The sequence below is a fragment of the Emticicia aquatilis genome (assembly GCF_014644295.1).
Classification (GTDB): Bacteria; Bacteroidota; Bacteroidia; order Cytophagales; family Spirosomataceae; genus Emticicia; species Emticicia aquatilis.
Window position 1 is genome coordinate 169,153 of record NZ_BMKK01000008.1, and the last position, 16,228, is coordinate 185,380.

A 16,228-nucleotide genomic window follows, 5' to 3' on the forward strand; every position below is an offset into this window, starting at 1 on the left:
GGGTTGGGTGGGGCTATATCGCTTCCAAAATTCTCTCCATGCTCACTGCATAACCAATCTTCTCTTTCAATTCTGATATCGAAACACGCTCTTGGGTCATTGAGTCACGGTGACGAATCGTTACGGTATCATCTTCCATCGTTTGGTAATCAACCGCAATACAAAATGGCGTTCCGATTAAATCTTGACGAGTATAACGCTTACCAATGGCACCGCCATCATCATAAACCGTACGGAACGATGATTTCAAAGAATTGGCAATGGCTTCACCTTTTTCGGCCAAACCATCTTTCTTCACCAATGGCAATACCGCCGCTTTGATTGGAGCCAAAGCTGGGTGCAGTTTCAAGTAAACTCTTTCTTTATCTTCTTTACCTTCTTCGTTGCTCGGAATCGTTTCTTTCGTGAACGCATTACAGAAAGTTGCCAAGAATAAACGGTCGGCACCTACCGAAGTTTCCACTACGTGCGGAATATAGTTTCCGTAAGGTTTGCCATTTTCGTCGAGGTCTGCATCAAAATACTGTTGTTTTTTCTTCGATAATTCTTGGTGATTTCTCAAATCGAAATCTCCACGAGCATGAATACCTTCGATTTCTCTGAAGCCGAATGGGAATTCAAACTCAATATCAACCGCAGCACTGGCGTAGTGAGCCAATTTTTCGTGGTCGTGGTATTTGAGTTTTTCGGCAGGAAGACCTATCGCTTTATGGAATTTCAAACGGGTTTCTTTCCAGCTATTATACCAATGCTGTGAAGTGTCAGGGCGAATGAAAAATTGCATTTCCATTTGTTCGAACTCACGCATACGGAAAATAAACTGACGAGCCACAATCTCGTTTCTGAAAGCTTTTCCGATTTGGGCAATACCAAAAGGTACTTTCATACGTCCACTTTTTTGTACGTTCAAGAAGTTTACAAAAATTCCTTGGGCAGTTTCTGGACGTAAATAAATCAAACTCGAATCTTCGGCAACCGAACCCACTTGTGTCGAGAACATGAGGTTAAACTGACGAACTTCTGTCCAATTTAAAGTTTTCGAGATTGGACAAACGATGTTTTCTGAGATAATTAAGTTTCTCACACCTTCCAAATCTTCAGCACCCAACAATCTACCCATTTCGTTGAGCAAATTTTGAGCCTTTTCGGTTTCGCCAGCTTTGGTATATTCTTCGGCTTTTCCTTCCAAAAGTTGGTCGGCACGGTAGCGTTTTTTGCTGTCTTTGTTATCAATCATTGGGTCGTTGAAGCCATCTACGTGACCCGACGCTTTCCACGTAAGAGGGTGCATGAAAATAGCGGCATCAATCCCCACAATATTATCGTGAAGTTGGGTCATGGCTTTCCACCACGCCGTTTTGAGGTTGTTTTTTAGTTCAACGCCATTCTGACCGTAGTCATAAACGGCTTGAAGTCCATCATAAATTTCGGACGAAGGAAACACGAAGCCATATTCTTTTGCATGGCTAATAATGTCTTGGAGACTGGTGGCAGGAGCTGCGGCTGGTTGACTCATTTTTATTGTTAATTTTTAAGCACTATACTAATAACCATATCTGTATGGTCTTTCATCAAGCGGAGTATTAAGTTTAATTTCTTTTTTTATTGCTTTTAGGAGGTTAATTGGTTTATTTCCAATATTTAAGCGTAATATATCTCTTGTTATTTTAGCTCGTTCTTGATTTTCTACTGGTTTTGATTCATTAGGAATAATTTCCCCTGTAAATGAATCAAATCTAAAATAATCTTCAAATTTATAATCTAATTCGTCAGGTTTTAACATGAGTGGGTCATAATTATTGCCCTTTTTATTACATTCATTACACGAAGGAAATAGATTACTGTATGTAAAAGCAATTTGAGATTCAATAGTTTTTGGAACAAAATGGTCAATTTCAAAGCCTTTATCGTCTTTTAATGGATGACAATCACAATAAGCACAATGGTCATTATTGCATAAAAAGAGTGCTTGTTTTATTACTTTTTCTTTACCTTTCCAAGACCAACTACTGCTTTTCTTCGTTTCTGCATATTTAGCAGTCCACCATTCTCCGAGCGATTTTTCTTCCTGTGGGCTTAGTGGATTCGCACCTCTAAGAAATGGTATCATATCGTAAAATCTTCTGCTAAGTTTTTAGAAAGTTGTCGTAGTTCAAATTGAACATTATTTCTTAAATCAGGACTTTTAAGTGCCAATTTTCTCGCTCTATTTAGTAATTCTTTTTTGTCAAAATCTTTGTCTTTTTTATATGCTTTTTCTAATTCCGTTTGAAAATCTTCAATTTCATGTTCTACTGTTTGTCCATACATTTGGGTTGGCTCAATATCATAGATTTCATTTAATACCTCATCAATTGGCATCGAAGTAGATGAAATTGTTGGTTTTTCAGATTTACAATGACCATCAGCATCTAATTTTAATTCGTAGATATATGCTCCATCAACTGAATTGACTATAAATGGTGAGTGCGTTGTAATAAAAATCTGAGCATTCTTGAAGAGTTTCTGCACTACTGGCAAAATCTTTCGCTGCCATGAAGGATGCAAATGCACTTCTATTTCATCTAAAAATAAAATAAATTCTCGTTCAAAAATTGGTAAATCATCTTTCCATTTCAAGGCATCCATTCGCATGATTAAATCACCAAGCCATGAAATGATTGAGCGTAAACCATCGGGTAGGAGGTCGAAGTCTAATTCTTGACCTTGTTTTACGGCTACGACTTTTAGTTTTTCATTTTTAAACTTAAAATCTATCGGAATCTCAATTATTTGCTCAATTATTTGCTTTAAAGTTTCAATCCCTCTGCTATATTTTTCTACCTCTGTCGTATTTCCTTCAAAAAAAGCACTGTTTCTCTGTGCCATTTTATTGGCAAGCCATTCATTTAGAGAATAATCGTTTGCATTATTCTTTTTATTAAATTCTAACGCATTTTCAAGTGGATTATAGTTTTCTTTTTCTTTGATGCTTATGTTTTCTTGATGTTCAATGAAACGGTAACCTGAGTAGGCAAAGGCTGTAAAGGTTAATCCATTACTTTGACGGTATTCACTATATAAAATCTTATTTTCTTCTAATGTTTTTTCAGGATTACTTTGATAAATAGAAGGAAAACCGTGATTACTTTTTCCTATATTTCTATCAGTTTTTATTATGAAAATTTCTCCATTAATATCAGCACATTTAATCGTAGCTGTTGATTTATATGGTAGTAATTTTTTAAAAAAAATATATTCAAAATTATTTTTAGAAAGACCATCCTGATTATACCAAATATCTGAATTAAAAGGTTCAGTGTATAACATCCCACTCGCCAACGCCTGCAAAATCGTAGTCTTTCCAGTACCATTTTGTCCTGTAAGGATATGAATTTCGGCCATGTCTTTGTCCTGCTTTTCGGGAAAAGAAATGGTTTCATCCTCAAAAACTCCGATATTTTTTAACGTAAGACTTCTGATTTTCATCCTTTGAATAAATTTTCATCACAAAATTAACGAAAACCTTGCAAATACTTTGCCTATATCTTAATTTTTGCCGATAATTCAATTTTTGCTGCTGTTAACAATGAAAAAACTAACGACTTTCGTTCGTAATCTACTCAGTGTGTCGCCTGCCGAAGCCAAAGGAGCAGTCATTATTTTCGGAATCATTCTTTTACTTATTTTCCTTATGTTTGGGGCTGACTGGTTCTTTGCTCAGAAACCGCAAAATTTGGTTATTTCTTCCCCTAAAATGTTGGATAGTCTAACGGTTTCGTTAGATAGTCGGAAGCCTAATTACAATAATTCGTATCAATATGGCGGACAAAAATTCGACAAATTTGAGTCAAACAAAAAAGCTTACAAAAACTTCAATTTCGACCCTAATACGGCTTCGGTTGAGCAATTTGAAGCTTTAGGTTTGCCCAAATTTATTGCTGAACGCATCGAAAAATACCGTAGTAAAGGTGGAAAGTTTAGAAAGAAAGAAGATTTTGCGAAAATCTATGGTTTATTGCCCGATACGTATGAGCGTTTAGAGCCTTATATTAATTTGCCATCGGCCGACGATGAATCTTTACGCACGCCACAAGCTGAAGCTACCAATATGGAGCGAGTAGCTTCTGGTTCGCCGATTGTAGATAAGCCTAATGAGTCTAAAGAAGTAAGCCCAAAAGTAAATTTGAAACAACCTACTCGTTTTGATTTGAACGCAAGCGATACAACTGATTTTATGAAAATCAAAGGAATCGGCTCGGGCTATGCTAAACGAATTATCAAATTCAGAGATATGTTGGGAGGTTTTGCCAGTGCCGAGCAAGTAAGAGAAACCTACGGCCTTCCGCCCGAAACTGCCGATGAATTATTGAAGTATGCTTTTGTGAAGAGCGGAGTAAGGAAACTAAAAGTTAATCAATTAAGTCTCACTGATTTTCGTCATCCATACCTGAAATATTTTCAAGCAAAAGCGATTATTGCTTATCGTGACCAACATGGTCTTTTTAAGAGTGCCGAAGATTTAAAACAGGTAAAAGTATTAGATGAAGCAACGCTGTTGAAAATATTACCTTACATTGAGTTTTAAAAATGGTTGGGGCTTATTGTAAGCCCCAACTAATTATCAGAATTTAAAATTATATGACAAAGAAGGTATCGGAGAACCAAAAACTACTAATTTATATGAGTTAATAGCAGTACCCGTACTACGTACAAAAACCGAATACGCATTTTTCTTACCATAAACATTAAAGACAGTAAAGGTAAAATGGCTCTTGAATCGCTTATCTTTCATGCCTGGCTGATAGATATTCCAAGCAAAATCAAGGCGGTGATAATCGGGTAGGCGGGCATTGTTACGTACACCATAGTATGGATAACTTCGAGCTTGATACACGATGAATCCCTCGGGTAAAGTATATGGACGGCCAGTGCTGTATGAGAAATTAAATGAAAAATCGTGGTGAGTTCCTTGATTGATAATTAAAGAGGCATTGAAAGAGTGGGGGCGGTCATAATTGGCTGAATACCAATTACCAAAGTTGATTTGTTCTCCAAACCCACTTCCTTCATAAACTTTATTCATCGAACGAGAATACGTATAGTTTATCCAACCAGTAGTTTCTCCTTTTTTCTTAGAAAACATTACTTCCAAACCATACGAGCGATTTTTACCTTGTAAAAGCTGAGTTTCTGGGTGTCCGTCTAACAAGAAATCTGCACCAGGTTTATAATCAATAATGTTGTTTGTCAGGCGATAATAGGCTTCTAACGAAAACTCGTAAATATTTCCTCTTAGGTTATGGAAAAGTCCACCCGAAAGCAATGTACTAACTTGTGGTTTGATATGTATATCTGAGCTTTTCCAACGAGAGGTTGGCAATGGCGTAGTGGTATTGGTTACTACTTGCATATATTGACGCATCAAGTTATACCCAAATTTCACTGATGTACGTTCATTCAAGGAATATTTCACTCCCAAACGTGGCTCAACTCCACCATACGATTTCATTACTTGACCTTTGCCATAAACAAGAGTATCTCTCGCCGAGAACGCATCTCTTGGCTCGCCTTCTGCGTAGGTTTGCACTGTGCCAGCCCCGAGAGCAAAAAACTGAGAATATCTCGCTCCAACCGAAAGCGTAGCCTTAGGTGATAAAGTTATTTCATCTTCTGCATGAATAGCGGTTTCGAGAGCGTGTTCTCTTGGAGTAGTAACCGATAAAACACTTTTACTTGTGCCTGGAATTAATTGACCTGGGTCGATGTCGTATCGTGTTCCACTTACACCAACTTCTATGCGGTGTTTTTCGGACGAATAGTTTAGATTACTTTTAAGTTGTTTGTAAGTAATACCCGATTGTAAAACTACTTTATTAGTAGAGTTGAGTTCGGGAAGTAAAGTTTTAGGTACATAATCGGCCGATACAACAGTTGTTTGTAAATTAAACTTATTGTTTATTGCATAAAACCATCGAGCCGAAAAGCTTTTGCTTCGGTAATCATACTGAGTAGAGGTAGCATTGATAGCTCCGATTGCTCCCAAAAGTTTTGTTTGGAAAAAATCTTTGCTATAATACCCCGATGCCGTTACTGTATTTTTACTATTGACTCTCCAGAAAATCTTGCTCACTAAATCGGCAAAGTTGGCTTTAATATCATTGAGTTTGGGCGAAACAACAGGCAATAAAAAATCATTGTAAGAAGCACGCCCCGAAACCATGATGCCAAGTTTATCTTTAATGATTGGAGCATCGACCGTCAGACGATTTGAAACAAAGCTGATACCACCACTCATTTTGAATTTGTCAAGCGATGGTTGTTGCAGCGAAACATCCATTACTGAGGCTGCACGTCCACCGAATCGGGCAGGAGTATTTCCTTTGTAAACTTCAACACTCGAAGCTGCTTCTGACGGAAAAGCGGTAAACAAACCAAACATGTGAGTTGGATTGAAAATCGGAATATCGTCGAGCAATAATAAGTTTTGGTCGGTCGTACCTCCACGAATATTTACCCCGTTTGATGCTTCCCCAACACTCGTAACCCCCGGTAGCATTTGTAATCCACGCAAAATATCTACCTCGCCAATGGCAGCAGGTAGTTTTCGTAAGGTTTTGATACTGAGTTGATTAACTCCCAGAAGTGGACGCTGGATATTTGATTCTGCACCTTTGCTTGATACAATTACTTCTTCTAATTCGTTTTCAACCAAACGCAATGAATAGTTCTTTTCAATGTCTCTGCGTAAATAAATCACCTCTCTCAAAGGTCGATAACCCACAAATTTTACTGAAATGGCGTGTTCGCCCGAAGGTAATAGTAAATCGAAATGTCCCTTATCATCGGTCAATCCTCCAAATTTCCCAAAGTCGATATTGATAGAGGCTTTTGGTAATGGTCTTCCATCTAAAGTATCACGGATGTAGCCACGAAAGTGATAATTGACCTGAGCAGAAGCCGTGAGACTGACAAGGAAAATTAGAATTAAGTATATTTTTTTCATATTTGAAACAGTATCAAGAGATGTAAAATTGGGATATTAGTTTAACCAACCATTAGGTCTGCTCGGTGTACGAGTTTGACTTGCCACACACTGAGCAAAAGGAGGACGAGTGAGGTCATTTCCCATCGGTTCGGGACTTAGCGGATGGTCAAGTAACCCAATTGGATTAACGTTTTTACCTTCAGCTCCTTTTCTATCAATCCAATATCTTACCGTACGCACACTCGCTACCATAAAAAAGCCAGCGATTGATTCGTTCGGGTTATTCACATTCTTGATATTTCCAATGAGTGCCGCAGGCGGAGTATCAACCAAGCTACCGTTGTTTTGAACTTGGTCAGCCAATAATTTAAAATAACGATAAGCTGCTGGCGAAATAGACTGTTGTTTGATTTCAATCAATGCACCTCGCACATTATAGTAAGGTATTTTGGCAATTAATCGGTTATTTATCGGCTGGCCGTTTGAATAAATATCAGTAAAAACATTCAAATCTTTGCTGGCCAAAATATCCCAACAATCTCCCGGACAAAAGTAATCGAAGGTCTGACCCGCAAAAGCTCTTTCTTCACGACAACGAGCAGGAGCAGGGTTCAAGAAATAGCGACCATTATAGCAAGTGGCACATACATTCTGGCGTTCCCAGAGTTTCCATGTCCATAAATAGTTATTCTTGGCATTGGCGGGGTCTTGGGTGTCAAGATAGATATAATTACCAGGGTCGAAATAGTTATTTCCTCTTTCTATTCCAGCAACTTTAAATTCATCATGAACCCCAATAATTTCTGGTACTTTGGTTACTTGGTCTTCGGCAGATTCATATTGTGTGCCATCGGCTTTCGAGAATACCAATTTGTAATTTACACCCGGTTGAAGCTTAAAAGTGCTTGGAAGTGCATAGATGCCTTGTCCTTTTTCGGTGAGCAAAAGACGCTCAGTTCCACCAACAATTACCTCAACTTTTGCTTTTAATATAGGTTGCGAATAAGCCGAACCATTTGAATTGACCGACTCAGCAAGAGAAATGGTTTGTTCGTCGGTAGTATCTGTTAGTGTGGCATCAACCGTCAGAATTCTTAACACGCTCTCAACATTTAGCTGGAAAGGCTCGACACATGAACACACCCATAAGCCCAGTGCTATGGTTAATAGCGTAATTTTTTTGTTTATCACTTTAGTAGAATTGAATAAATGTATTTTTGACAAATATAAGAATTCTAAGGAATGATTGAAATTAAAAGATGCTTAAAGCCTAATTATGAGATGAATCAATAGATTGTGTAGCTTTTTACCGATAATTCTGATAATTTATCTGAAAATTAATCACGCCACCCTTTGGGCTTAAAGGGTGTACGACTTGGGCTTAATATACATGGAGTGAGCGGTGGCCTACCAGGAATATCGCTCATGGGTTCTTCTCGTATGGAGTGGTCACGCAGACCAGTCGGGGTTAATTTTTGTGCAATAGGGTCTTTGCGGTCAATCCAATACTTGACATATCGAACCCCAGTAACCATAAAAAATCCGGCAACAATTTCTTGCGGATTACTGACATTACGAACATTACCAACCAGTGCAGCAGGAGGGGTATCAACCAAACTTCCGTTGTTTTGTACTTGTTCGGCAAGGAGTTTTAGGTACTGATATGCACTCGGTGAAACTGATTGTTGTTTGATTTCTATCAAAGCTCCCGATGAATTATAGTAGGGGATTTTTGCAATAAGTCGATTATTAATTGGGTTACCATTGGTGTAAATATCAGTAAAAACGTTTAATTCTTGGCTGAAAAACATTTCCCAGCAGTTTCCATCGCAATAATAATCATAAGTAATACCTTCGTATCCTCTTTCGGTTTTACAGCCAGATGGGCGAGGCGTATCAAAATATCGACCACCTTCACACGTAAAACAAACATCTTGGCGTTCCCATAGTTGCCATGACCAGACATAACTGTTTTTTTCTTCAACGGGGTCTTTTGTATCGAGATATACATAATTGGCGTGTTCATAGCCAAAACTTCTTTCTATACCATTGAATACAAACTTATCATGTACATTGATGATTTCGGGAACAGTAAACATTTTGTCTTCACTCGATTCGTATTTCGTTCCATCGGCTTTCGTGAAAATTAATTTGTAAGTATTACCTGGTTTTGCTCGAAATGTTGCAGGAAGAGCATATTTTCCTAAGCCTTTTTCTATGAAAGGTATTCTTGTGGTTCCGTTCACTTCTAATTCGGCAGACACTTTCAGCACAGGAAATGCAACTACCTTCCCAAATGAATTTACTGATTCAGTGATACTAATTGTTTGTTCGTCGCTACTATCGGTTAGGGTAGCTTCTACGGTGAGTAGGCGTAAAGTACTCTTGATGTTTAGATTAAAAGGCTCAACGCAAGAGCAAATCCATAAGGCTATTGTGGCTATCAATAGTATGATATTTCTGTTCATGGTAAGTGCCTTTTTTGATATAAAATGTTTGAATGATTGTGATTTAATAATGATTTTCGTTTGTCTTAAAAATCAAGTTGATAGCTTAAAATTGGCACTAAACCACTGCCTGATTTTCGGGGTTCGAGTTTGTTGTTTACACTATTGTACTGAACGCTTGTATAATTAATATGGTTCGTGACATTCTGCATATCAAGCGAAAAAACCGAAGCTGTATTCTTGCGATTACTACGGTACGATACCCGTCCATCTATTCTAAAATAATTAGGAGCATACGCCGAATAATCAGCCCCTTTAAGTGCCACATAGCGTTTTTGTTTGGCTGATTCTACTTCGTCGATTGGGGTATAGCGATACCCTCCATTGAAAATCGAACGCCCTCCGACTTGAAAAACCGAGCCATTTTTAAAGGTAAATTCTCGTCCAAAAGTTAATGCTGTACTAAATCTATCATTAAATGCTGAATTATAAATGCTTCCATCGAAGGTTTGATATTTAGCATCGAATATGGAACCTGTAATGAGTAAGTAATATTTTTTCGAGAAAAAACGCTCAATCGACATATCAATGCCTTTGTTTTTTCCTTTTCCTTGGCTCACAGTTGGAGTTTCGGGGAAACTTTCGGCATAATTCAACATCCAATAGGTCGAACCCGCTTTCGGTTCGACAGGCACACGATTCAATAATTGATAGTAGGCTTCAATCGAAAACTTCCAAAGTTTAGGCGTGATATAATTGTAGCTAAGGATGAAGTGGTTGGAGCGTGGAAATTGCAGATTGGCGTTTGCCTTGGTTGTAACTACTTTTCCATCAACACTATCTTTTCTTACATAAAAATATGCACTCATAGGTAAAAACTGACTATGAAGACCATACGCAAAACTTACACTATGTGCATTAGGCGAGCGATATTGAATCGAAAAACGTGGCTCTAAAGATGAGGTTTTATTCAGAAACAAATACATAAAGTGCAAACCAGCATTCATAGTTAAACCTTTGGCAACATTCTGTACGATTTGGGCATAAGCCTGCCCAGTCTGAGTATTTCCACTACCGTTTACTGAGGTTTGCCGACCAACATTAAACTGATTGATGTCTGAAACATTGGTACGAGGTGCGGTTTCTTTGAAGAATGTAAAATCAACAAAGTTTATGATAGCCCCTGCTTTTAATCGGGTTTTACTGCTGAATTTATAATTATAGGCCGCCGAAGTTGCCAATCGAGCCTCCTCATATTTTTGGGTTTCGTAGCGATACGGTACATTTTGGCGGTTAAGCGTATCAGCCGTACGGTTGATAGAGCTACCAATGGCAGCTATTACTAATTTCAAAGAAGATTTTGCATTGAGATTGGCGTTGTATGTTACGCCAACAGCACCCATATTGGCGGGTCTTATTCGGTCTTCCCAGTTATCAGATTTTCCCAAAACACGCTTTTCAGGGTCTTCAACTGGCATATAATGCTCCTTGCTCAAGCCGCCTAAGCCAAATATCGTTGTTGTTTTTTTGCCATCTTTACTATGAAATGCCAAATTGAATGATAAATCTTGAAAGTTGTTAGTAACACGCTCTCCAACCAAATAAATGCCCATTTGGCTCAATAAACCTAAGGTAGAATATCGATAATTGACCAGATACGAAGAGCGTCCTTTTTGAATGGCACCTTCGGTTGAAAAATCAAGTCCTAAAACACCTATTTTAGTTCTATACTGACGTTTTTGTTGATTTCCTTCTCTAAAACGAATATCAAAAGCACCCGATAAAGCATTTCCATATTCAGCTGGCATTCCGCCCGTAAAAAAGTCGGAACGGCTCATTAATTGTGCCGAGAAAACCGTAATGCCACCACCACCCGAGCCTGGTTGGGCAAAATGATTCGGATTCGGAATATCAATGCCTTCGAGTCGCCACAAAATCCCAAAAGGAGAGTTTCCTCTAACAATAATTTTATTTTCGGTTTCGTCACGCCCTGCTTTCACTCCAGGATATGAAATCGCCATACGCCCAGGGTCATTGACCGACGCAGGAATACGTTCGGTTTCTTCGGTAGTAAACGACCTCGCACTGACATACGCCAAATCATTCACTGGCCGACTGGTATTTTGTGAAGCAGTTATTTTTACTTCTTGAAGCTCGCCTGTACTTTCTTTCAAATCAATCGTCAGTACAACTTCTCTAACTGAGTTTAAAATAAACTCTTCGCTCGAAAAAGTTTCATAACCAATAGAAGTACACTTAACTGCACGTCGGCCGATACTTACATTTGGAATCGAAAAATTGCCCGAAACATCACTTATACCGCCCTGTGTAGTGCCAACAACTGTAATGGAAGCTCCAACAACTGGTTGGCGAGTAACACGGTCAATGATTGTTCCTCTGATAGTTTGAGTTTTGTTCTGTGCCAAAACAGAAAGGCTACAAATGATAACAAAAAGATAAGTAAGTGAGAGGTACTTCATCTAATCTAAAGTGGTTGAATATAAATGTGTTCAAATGTATAAAAATCTTTGAATATTTCTGCTGGTTAGCTGTTTTTTGAGTTGTAGCGTTTATCTTTGAATTTTAGAATTGACATTTCCAAGCCTACCTTCATCATGAAAAAAACAATTTTACTATTCACTTTAATTTTGTCGTGCTTCACGGACTTTGCTCAAAGCAACATTCCCAAAATCTTATCCGAAAGAGAGCGAGCTGCTGTTATTGACGAATTGCTCGAAGACAAAATGACGAATCTATTACCCAAATTAATGCGAAAAGAAGGCATTGATATGTGGGTGATTATTTCGAGAGAATATAACGAAGACCCCGTAATGAAAACCATGTTGCCTGCGGTTTGGCTTTCGGCTCGCCGTCGAACTATTATGGTGTTTTTTGACAAAGGAGAGAAGGAAGGTGTCGAACGGTACGCAATAGCTCGTTATGACGTCGGGAATTTACTAAAAGGTGAATGGGATTTGAATACCAATCCAGACCAATGGGACGCTTTGATGAAAACTATCAAAGAGAAAAATCCGAAAAAAATTGGACTAAACTTCTCAAAATATTACGCTCATGCCGATGGCTTGACTTATACAGAGCAGAAAGAATTTATGGAAAAACTACCTGCTGAGTTTCAGAGTAGAGTAGTTTCTGCATCAAATTTGGCCGTAAATTGGCTCGAAACTCGCACTGAGCGAGAAATGACCATATATCAACAAATCTGCCGTATCTCGCACGAAATCATTCAAGAAGCATTTTCTGATAAAGTTATTCAACCAGGTATCACCACTACCGATGATGTAGTTTGGTGGATGCGTCAGCGAGTAACTGATTTGGGTTTGGAAACTTGGTTTCACCCAACGGTCGATATTCAACGCTATGACCCCGAAAATTTTGACCATTTACGTACTTTCTCCAAACGCCCACAAAAACAAGTGATTATGCCAGGTGATTTGCTTCACTGCGATTTTGGCATTACTTATTTACGCCTCAACACTGACCAACAGCAACATGCTTACGTACTTCGTGCAGGCGAAAGTGATGTACCTGAGTTTCTGAAAAAAGCTTTTAAGCAAGGCAATCAAGTACAAGACTGTTTGACCGATAATTTTAAAGCGGGTATGAGTGGTAATGATATTTTGGCAAAAGCCCTCGAACAATCTAAAAAACAAGGTTTGAAAGGCACAATTTATACACACCCCATCGGAAACCACGGTCACGCCGCTGGCCCAACCATCGGTATGTGGGATAATCAAGGGAAAACCATCGGAGCAGGAGATTATCCAATGAATCTAAATACTGCTTATTCAATCGAACTAAATGCTTCGGTAGAATTGGCTGAATGGAAAAAAACTATCAGAATTATGCTCGAAGAAGATGGTTTCTTTGATGAAAAAGGATTTCGATACATTGATGGCCGTCAAACCGAAATTTTGCCGATTCCGAGAGTTTTGAACGGAGTGAAATAAGTTTTTGAGTAATTTTTCGTAGAAAATTCTAAATATTAAATCATAATCAATAAATTGCCTTACGATTCGCTTTTCTTTAAAAGAGCGAATCGCTTTTTTCTACTCCCTACTTTGCTGTTGTTTTAAACGTACTTTGCTGCGGACTTCTTTTGAGACTACACATCTCCGACTAAACGTCCATAAAAACATTATCACTAAAATCCCCAAACAAGGGATTAAATAAGCTATTTCTAATTTTAACAACACAAAAAAATGAAAAGAAAACATCTCACTTGGTTGTTGCTGATTTATTTATGTGGGTTGTATGAGCAGGCAAAAGCTCAAAGTGTATTGATTGACCCCAGTAATAGTTCAGCCATTCTCAACGCACAAAGTACCACTAAAGGGCTTTTACCTCCTCGTATGAACGAAACTCAACGGAACAATATGACAGGTCTTGTTGTTGGCGTTGTGGTTTATTGTATTGATTGTACTTCTGGAGCAGGCCCGTATAGTTTCAGTGGGTCATCATGGATTCCGATGTTTGTACCACCATCAGCACCTGTAACACCTGCTTTTTCTGTTGGTCAAAGCAAGTTTGGAGGAGTAATTTTCTACGTCGATGAATCTGGACAACATGGCTTAGTTGCGGCACTTTCTGACCAGAGTTCGGCAGCTTGGTATAATGGAAATTATATAAATACTTTAGCTATTCGTAGTGGTATTTATAGCGGATTTAATAATACTGAGCGTATAAATACTGAACAAGGTGCAGGTACTTATGCGGCAAGTATTGCTATTCAAAACAATAGTGGTGGATTTGGAGATTGGTATTTACCTTCAAAAGATGAAATGACTAAAATGTTTCAGCAAGTGGGGGTTATTCCAGCCCTTACTGTTGGAGCTAATTATTGGAGTTCTACCGAAGAGAGTGTTACTAATCCAGAAAATACTTCGCTAAATGCTTATCAAGTTATAATAAGTTCTGGAGTAGCTTCATTGCAATCTAAGAGTGCTACTGCAAGAGTAAGAGCCATTCGTCGATTTTAAAACCTAATTCTGAATCAACATGAAAAAAATATTTATTTGTTACTTAATAACCTTATTGTGCCAAATTGCTGTATTTGGCCAAGCAACCCGTACATGGGTATCAGGCGTAGGCGATGATGCTAATCCTTGTAGCCGAACTGCTCCTTGTAAAACTTTTGCAGGGGCTATCTCAAAAACCGCAGCAGGAGGAGAAATCTCAGTTTTAGACCCTGGTGGTTATGGAGCTGTCACTATCACTAAGGCAATTACAATAAATGGAGATGGTACTCTTGCAGGAATTTTGAGTGCAGGAACTAATGGAATAAATGTAAATGCTGGCGTAAATGATATTGTAGTTATTCGTAATATTTCGATTAATGGTACTACAAGTGGACTTAATGGGATTAGATTTTTAGCAGGTGGACAATTACACATCGAAAATTGTAGTATAAGTGGTTTTACTACTAAAGGAATAGATGTAGCTAAGACTGCGGCAGGAATACTGACCGTAGAAAATACAAGCATTAATGGGCCTTCAACAGCAGCAACAGGTATATACATAAGTACAACAAGCGACACCATAAAAGCAACGTTAAACAATGTGAAAATAAGTAATTTAGGGGTAGGTATAGATGTTGTGGCCGATGCCAGCGTATCTGCTAACCAGTCGGCTATGAATTTTGTAACAATTACAAATTCGAACATTTCGAATAATTCAACTGCAATTCGAGCAAAAAATACAGCTCAAATAAACATTGAGAACTCAAACGTATCGAATAACAGTACCGCCATTATAGCCAATGATGTTGCCTCAATCATAAGATTATCGAATGTAAATATTTTTAATAATAATGTTTTCGGAATCGGAAATGGTTTAGGGAAAGTTATCTCGTTTGGTAATAATACTATTGCAGGAAATGCTGCAAACAAACCAATGCAGGTTATATCGAAACAATGAAGTACATAGATAATATGAAGAGGCAAAAGACTTGGTATCACACCAAGTCTTTTGCCTTTATTTTAAATAGATTCTAAACTAAAACTGGTACTTTTGTATTGATTTACATTTAAAATACATGCTGTCAACACTTGATAAAACAAAAATAAAAGCAATTATATTCGATGTTGACGGAACGCTCCGTGATACAGACGATGAAATTGTGCGAAGCATAGAATTGTTTTTATTGAAATTTGAGTTCTTGATTTCAAGTAAAAATGCTCAAACCGCCGCTCGACGTATTGTGATGTCGATGGAAAATCCTGCACAAATTATATTGCATTATGCTGATAAATGGGGCTGGGATAAATTCATACATCAAGTTATTCAAGGAATCAGATGGCTTTTAAAGCCCTTTAAGAATACTCAAAACTTTCAAACCATTGAAGGTATTAAGTCAATGATTGTAGAGTTGGCCAAACATTATCCGTTGGCAGTGGCAAGTGCAGGCGATGAACAAACCATAAAGGCTTTTTTAGCACAAGCGGGTATAGCTCAGTATTTCAAGTGTGTAGCCACCGCCCTTACTTGTCCGCATACAAAACCGTTTGCTGACCCGCTCGTTTGGGCGGCTTTACAAATGGGAGTGGAGATTGAAAACTGTATAATGGTTGGTGATACTACCGTTGATATGATGGCAGGAAAAAACGCAAAAACTCAAACAGTTGCTGTTTTGTGTGGTTTTGGCGAAAGAGAAGAATTAGAAGCACTAATGCCCAATTTGGTTTTAACAACCACTGCTGAATTGACGGAGGTTTTACTATCTTGATATTTTATAATTATGACATATTTAGTTTAGGGCTTGTTACTGTGGACTATTGACCGTGGAATGTTGACTATT

12 protein-coding genes are annotated in these 16,228 nt (G+C 38.2%); 5 read left to right on the top strand and 7 right to left on the bottom strand.

Annotation, left to right across the window (positions count from 1 at the left end):
• Positions 1-13: 13 nt before the first annotated feature.
• Genes IEX65_RS19060 through IEX65_RS19070 form a run of 3 tightly spaced genes read right to left on the bottom strand, consistent with a single transcriptional unit; the run spans position 14 to position 3,468 of the window.
• Entirely contained in the window at positions 14-1,516 is a 1,503-nt protein-coding gene (locus tag IEX65_RS19060) for a glycine--tRNA ligase (RefSeq protein WP_188768272.1), read from the bottom strand.
• A 27-nt stretch (positions 1,517-1,543) separates the two neighbouring features.
• The gene (locus IEX65_RS19065; RefSeq protein WP_188768274.1) at positions 1,544-2,110 is read right to left on the bottom strand and encodes a retron system putative HNH endonuclease; all 567 of its coding nucleotides are present in this window, start codon (positions 2,108-2,110) and stop codon (positions 1,544-1,546) included.
• A complete protein-coding gene (locus IEX65_RS19070) occupies positions 2,107-3,468 on the bottom strand; it encodes an AAA family ATPase (protein ID WP_188768276.1) in 1,362 nt (453 codons plus the stop codon). Before IEX65_RS19070 ends, IEX65_RS19065 begins: the two co-directional genes overlap by 4 nt.
• Before the next feature lie 100 nt (positions 3,469-3,568).
• On the opposite strand from IEX65_RS19070, the gene IEX65_RS19075 reads away from it, so the two are divergent.
• Positions 3,569-4,567: a ComEA family DNA-binding protein gene (locus tag IEX65_RS19075; protein WP_188768278.1), complete on the top strand. Its 999-nt coding sequence runs from the start codon at positions 3,569-3,571 to the stop codon at positions 4,565-4,567.
• Positions 4,568-4,603: 36 nt separating this feature from the next.
• On the opposite strand, the gene IEX65_RS19080 is transcribed toward IEX65_RS19075, so the two are convergent.
• The 4 genes from IEX65_RS19080 to IEX65_RS19095 all read right to left on the bottom strand — a co-directional run bounded on the left by IEX65_RS19080 (position 4,604) and on the right by IEX65_RS19095 (position 11,894).
• A complete protein-coding gene (locus tag IEX65_RS19080) occupies positions 4,604-6,985 on the bottom strand; it encodes a TonB-dependent receptor (protein WP_188768282.1) in 2,382 nt (793 codons plus the stop codon).
• A 36-nt stretch (positions 6,986-7,021) separates the two neighbouring features.
• Positions 7,022-8,158, bottom strand: a complete 1,137-nt coding sequence (locus tag IEX65_RS19085; protein ID WP_229250778.1) for a DUF4249 domain-containing protein — start codon at positions 8,156-8,158, stop codon at positions 7,022-7,024.
• 146 nt (positions 8,159-8,304) lie between these two features.
• Positions 8,305-9,435, bottom strand: coding sequence for a DUF4249 domain-containing protein (locus IEX65_RS19090; RefSeq protein ID WP_229250780.1), 1,131 nt, complete (start codon positions 9,433-9,435; stop codon positions 8,305-8,307).
• A 65-nt stretch (positions 9,436-9,500) separates the two neighbouring features.
• Positions 9,501-11,894, bottom strand: a complete 2,394-nt coding sequence (locus IEX65_RS19095; RefSeq protein WP_188768284.1) for a TonB-dependent receptor — start codon at positions 11,892-11,894, stop codon at positions 9,501-9,503.
• A gap of 135 nt (positions 11,895-12,029) precedes the next feature.
• Here IEX65_RS19095 and IEX65_RS19100 point away from each other — a divergent pair, with 135 nt between their 5' ends.
• The 4 genes from IEX65_RS19100 to IEX65_RS19115 all read left to right on the top strand — a co-directional run bounded on the left by IEX65_RS19100 (position 12,030) and on the right by IEX65_RS19115 (position 16,156).
• Positions 12,030-13,382, top strand: coding sequence for a M24 family metallopeptidase (locus IEX65_RS19100; protein ID WP_188768286.1), 1,353 nt, complete (start codon positions 12,030-12,032; stop codon positions 13,380-13,382).
• A gap of 252 nt (positions 13,383-13,634) precedes the next feature.
• On the top strand, positions 13,635-14,411 hold the full coding sequence (locus tag IEX65_RS19105) for a phage tail-like protein (protein ID WP_188768288.1): 777 nt from the start codon (positions 13,635-13,637) through the stop codon (positions 14,409-14,411).
• A 19-nt stretch (positions 14,412-14,430) separates the two neighbouring features.
• Positions 14,431-15,348, top strand: a complete 918-nt coding sequence (locus IEX65_RS19110; RefSeq protein WP_188768290.1) for a right-handed parallel beta-helix repeat-containing protein — start codon at positions 14,431-14,433, stop codon at positions 15,346-15,348.
• A gap of 118 nt (positions 15,349-15,466) precedes the next feature.
• On the top strand, positions 15,467-16,156 hold the full coding sequence (locus IEX65_RS19115) for an HAD family hydrolase (protein WP_188768292.1): 690 nt from the start codon (positions 15,467-15,469) through the stop codon (positions 16,154-16,156).
• The last annotated feature ends 72 nt before the right edge of the window (positions 16,157-16,228 follow it).

What these genes read in the sequence shown, in the direction of transcription:
- IEX65_RS19060 (WP_188768272.1), bottom strand. Translation starts at nt 1,516, where the DNA reads ATGAGTCAACCAGCCGCAGCTCCTGCCACCAGTCTCCAAGACATTATT.
- IEX65_RS19065 (WP_188768274.1), bottom strand. Translation starts at nt 2,110, where the DNA reads ATGATACCATTTCTTAGAGGTGCGAATCCACTAAGCCCACAGGAAGAA.
- IEX65_RS19070 (WP_188768276.1), bottom strand. Translation starts at nt 3,468, where the DNA reads ATGAAAATCAGAAGTCTTACGTTAAAAAATATCGGAGTTTTTGAGGAT.
- IEX65_RS19075 (WP_188768278.1), top strand. Translation starts at nt 3,569, where the DNA reads ATGAAAAAACTAACGACTTTCGTTCGTAATCTACTCAGTGTGTCGCCT.
- IEX65_RS19080 (WP_188768282.1), bottom strand. Translation starts at nt 6,985, where the DNA reads ATGAAAAAAATATACTTAATTCTAATTTTCCTTGTCAGTCTCACGGCT.
- IEX65_RS19090 (WP_229250780.1), bottom strand. Translation starts at nt 9,435, where the DNA reads ATGAACAGAAATATCATACTATTGATAGCCACAATAGCCTTATGGATT.
- IEX65_RS19095 (WP_188768284.1), bottom strand. Translation starts at nt 11,894, where the DNA reads ATGAAGTACCTCTCACTTACTTATCTTTTTGTTATCATTTGTAGCCTT.
- IEX65_RS19100 (WP_188768286.1), top strand. Translation starts at nt 12,030, where the DNA reads ATGAAAAAAACAATTTTACTATTCACTTTAATTTTGTCGTGCTTCACG.
- IEX65_RS19105 (WP_188768288.1), top strand. Translation starts at nt 13,635, where the DNA reads ATGAAAAGAAAACATCTCACTTGGTTGTTGCTGATTTATTTATGTGGG.
- IEX65_RS19110 (WP_188768290.1), top strand. Translation starts at nt 14,431, where the DNA reads ATGAAAAAAATATTTATTTGTTACTTAATAACCTTATTGTGCCAAATT.
- IEX65_RS19115 (WP_188768292.1), top strand. Translation starts at nt 15,467, where the DNA reads ATGCTGTCAACACTTGATAAAACAAAAATAAAAGCAATTATATTCGAT.